This window comes from Novosphingobium sp., assembly GCF_041905565.1.
GTDB lineage: Bacteria > Pseudomonadota > Alphaproteobacteria > Sphingomonadales > Sphingomonadaceae > Novosphingobium.
On sequence record NZ_JAYRKX010000041.1, the window covers coordinates 1 to 3,193 of the forward strand.

The 3,193-nt window shown below is 67.0% G+C and carries 3 protein-coding genes; 2 read left to right on the top strand and 1 reads right to left on the bottom strand.

Going from position 1 to position 3,193, the window contains the following annotated elements; genetic code table 11:
- Positions 1–572: cytochrome ubiquinol oxidase subunit I (locus ACE3N9_RS16505; protein WP_374285584.1), on the bottom strand; the 572-nt coding region annotated here is incomplete at its 3' end.
- 122 nt (positions 573–694) lie between these two features.
- On the opposite strand from ACE3N9_RS16505, the gene ACE3N9_RS16510 reads away from it, so the two are divergent.
- Together ACE3N9_RS16510 and ACE3N9_RS16515 are read left to right on the top strand one after the other, a co-directional pair.
- Positions 695–2,320 carry an ABC transporter ATP-binding protein/permease gene (locus ACE3N9_RS16510; protein ID WP_374285586.1) on the top strand — a complete coding sequence of 542 codons (1,626 nt, stop codon included), beginning with the start codon at positions 695–697 and terminating at the stop codon, positions 2,318–2,320.
- Positions 2,317–3,193, top strand: an 877-nt coding sequence (locus ACE3N9_RS16515) for an ABC transporter transmembrane domain-containing protein (protein WP_374285588.1), incomplete at its 3' end; no start/stop codon positions are given. The genes ACE3N9_RS16510 and ACE3N9_RS16515, both read left to right, overlap by 4 nt.

Below are 3,193 nucleotides of genomic sequence, written 5' to 3' on the forward strand. Positions count from 1 at the left end.
GCGCTGACGGTGTGGACGAACTTGGCCTGCGCGACCGGGTTGAACAGGACCGAATAGAAATCGGTCACTTCCATGCGCATGGTTTCAGGATTGAAGCGCGCACCGACCGGATTCTGCATCCAGCCGTTGGCGATCAGGATCCACAGCGCCGAGAGGTTGGAGCCAAGCGCGACGAGGAAGGTGACGGCAAGGTGCCCGACTTTTGAAAGCTTGTCCCAGCCGAAGAACATCAGGCCCACAAACGTCGCTTCAAGGAAGAAGGCCATCAGCCCTTCGATCGCCAGCGGTGCGCCGAAGATGTCGCCGACATAGTGAGAGTAATAGGCCCAGTTGGTTCCGAACTCGAACTCCATCGTGATCCCGGTGGCCACGCCGAGCACGAAGTTTATGCCGAACAGCTTGCCCCAGAAGCGCGTGATGGTCCGCCAGATTTCCCGGCCGGTCATCACATAGATGCTTTCCATGATGACCAGCAGGAACGACAGACCAAGCGTCAGGGGAACAAACAGAAAGTGATACATCGCGGTAAGCGCGAACTGGAGCCGACTTAGCTCGACAACAGCCATATCCATATGCACGCTCCTTTACCGGCCCCGATTGACCGGATGGGACTCGACTCAGCGCATCCACTCAATTATTGAATTTGCGAATATGCTAATATGAAACTGTCGTCAATCGCGACCTGAAAGCTCCCATGCCGCCGCAACAGTCCCAATTCGCAGCCACAAGGCCGCCCCGTCCGGCCACCCCGATCGCTGCACTGTGGTGGCTGGGCGACACGGTGGGCGCCGTGCTGTTTGCCGGGTGTCTGGCCGCGTTCATCGCATCGTGGACAGCCGGGGGACTTTCGGCGCAGGCTTGGTGGCTGCTGGCCGGGATCGGCATCAGCGGCTTGCTTCGCGCTGGCGCGCAAGCCCTGGCGGGGCTGGCGGGCCAAAAGGCTGCCGCCCATGCAAAGTCTGCCTTGCGGGCCCGCGTGATGACCGCGCTGCTGCCCAGCGGGCAGATACGCGGCCGCCTGATCGGCGAGGACCTGCGCGTGGCGATCGACGACGTGGAAGCGCATGAGGGGCTGATCGCCCGCTTTCAGCCGCTGCGTCACGCCGCGATGCTGTCGCCCTTCATCATTGCCATGGCCGTCGCCTTGGCCAGCTGGTTTTCCGCCCTGATCCTGCTGGCTACGCTGATCCCCTTCGGGGCGGGCATGGCGCTGGCGGGGCTGGCCGGGAAAGCTGAGGCGGACCGGCAGTTCCTGGCCCTGTCGCGCCTGTCCGGCCTGTTCGTTGATCGCGTGGCTGCTCTGCCGGCGATCCTGGCCTTCGGGGCGGAGGATCGCGTGACACGCCAGATCGGCGGGGCAGCCCGCGACGTGGCGGGGCGCACGATGCAGGTCTTGCGGATCGCGTTCGTATCCAGCGCCATGCTGGAATTCTTCGCCGCCCTGTCCGTCGCTCTGGTGGCGGTCTATTGCGGCTTCTCGCTGCTGGGGCTGCTGCCGTTCCCGGCTCCCGAAGACCTGAGCCTTAGCGAGGCCTTCTTCGCCCTTGCGCTGGCTCCGGAGTTCTATCTTGGCATGCGGCGGCTCGCGGCGGCCTACCACGACAAGCAGCAAGGCCAGGCTGCCGAACGCAGCGTGGCCACCGCGCTGGACCAGGCCCACTTACCGGCGGTGCAAGCCAGAGCCGTCCCGCGCAATCGCATCGGCCAACTCCGCGCCGAAGGTCTGACGATCCGCTATGCTGATGACAACTGTATTGGTCCGGTGAGCGCGTGCTGGCAGGGCCCCGGCCTGCACGTGGTGACCGGACCGACCGGCGCCGGAAAATCCTCGCTGCTCCATGCCCTGATCGCCCTGGCGCCGGTATCGGCGGGCCGGATCATCCTTGATGACACGCCAGTCGCCGCGAGCGCGTTGCCGGCCCTGACAGGCTGGGCCGGGCAGCGCCCCCTGCTGCTGCCCGGCACATTGGCGGACAACCTTCGGCTTGGCGGCAAGGACCTTGGACCGCAGGAACTCGCCCGGCTAACCGATGCGAGCGGCCTGGCCGCCGTTATTGCCGCGCGGGGCGAAGACCTGACGATCGATCCGCGTGGGTCCGGCCTGTCTGGCGGCGAACGGCGGCGGATCGGGCTGGTGCGCGCAATTGCCAGCGGGCGGCCACTGCTGCTGCTTGACGAGCCGACCGCCGATCTCGATCCCGAAACCGCAGCCAAGGTCATTGCCTTGCTGCATGACACCGCCCGCACCCGTCTGGTGATCGCTGCCACGCACGATCCGGCGCTGATCGCCTGTGCAAAAAGCCGCATGGTGATGCCATGATCGAGCGCCTCCTGCGCGATGCAACCCGGCGGCAACGCCGCAGCACGGCTATTGCCATCGGCCTGGCGATGGTCGCGGCACTGGCGGGCGTGGCGTTGCTGGCGCTGTCTGGCTGGTTCCTGACCGGCGCCGCCCTTGCCGGCGCGGGCGGCGTGGCCAGTGTGCGCGCCTTCAACTACCTGCTGCCAAGCGCCGGGATCCGGGGGCTGGCGATCGCCCGCACGCTCAGCCGTTATGGCGAGCGCCTGTTCGGCCACCAGGCCGCGCTGTTTGCCCTGGCGGATTTGCGCCCCGCCCTGTTTGCCCGGCTGGCGGCAAGCGATCCGTCACTTTCTCTGGCCCGGTCAAGCGGCGACATGGCGGCCCGGCTTGGCTCCGATGTCGATGCGCTGGAGGACAGCGTGGTTCGCAAGGTCACGGTTCCGGGCGCCTTGGCTGGGGCAGTAGCAGGCCTGATCGCGGCGAGTCTGGCGGGCTGGCCGGCGGCGCTGACGCTGCTGGCGGGGCTTGCGACCATGCGGCTGGCCTCTTGGATGCTGACACCGCGCCTGCTGGCGCGGCCCCGACAGGAGCATGCCGCAGCGCTCAATCGCCTCAAGGCCGACTATGCGAGCTATGCAGCCTGTTCCGGCGAGATCGCAGTCTATGGGTTGGGCACGCGGGTCATCACCGCACTGGAACCGCACACCCGTGCGCTCGACACGGCGCGCGGCGCGCTGGTCCGGGGCGAAGTGCTGCTCCAGGGCGTGCAATTGGTGCTGGCAGCCTTGACCGTGGCGGGCGTGCTGGCGCTGGCCGATGGCGGCGCGGCGCTGGTGGCCCTGGCGGCCCTTGCCGCAGCGGCCACGACGGAAAACTGGTCGACGCTGGCCC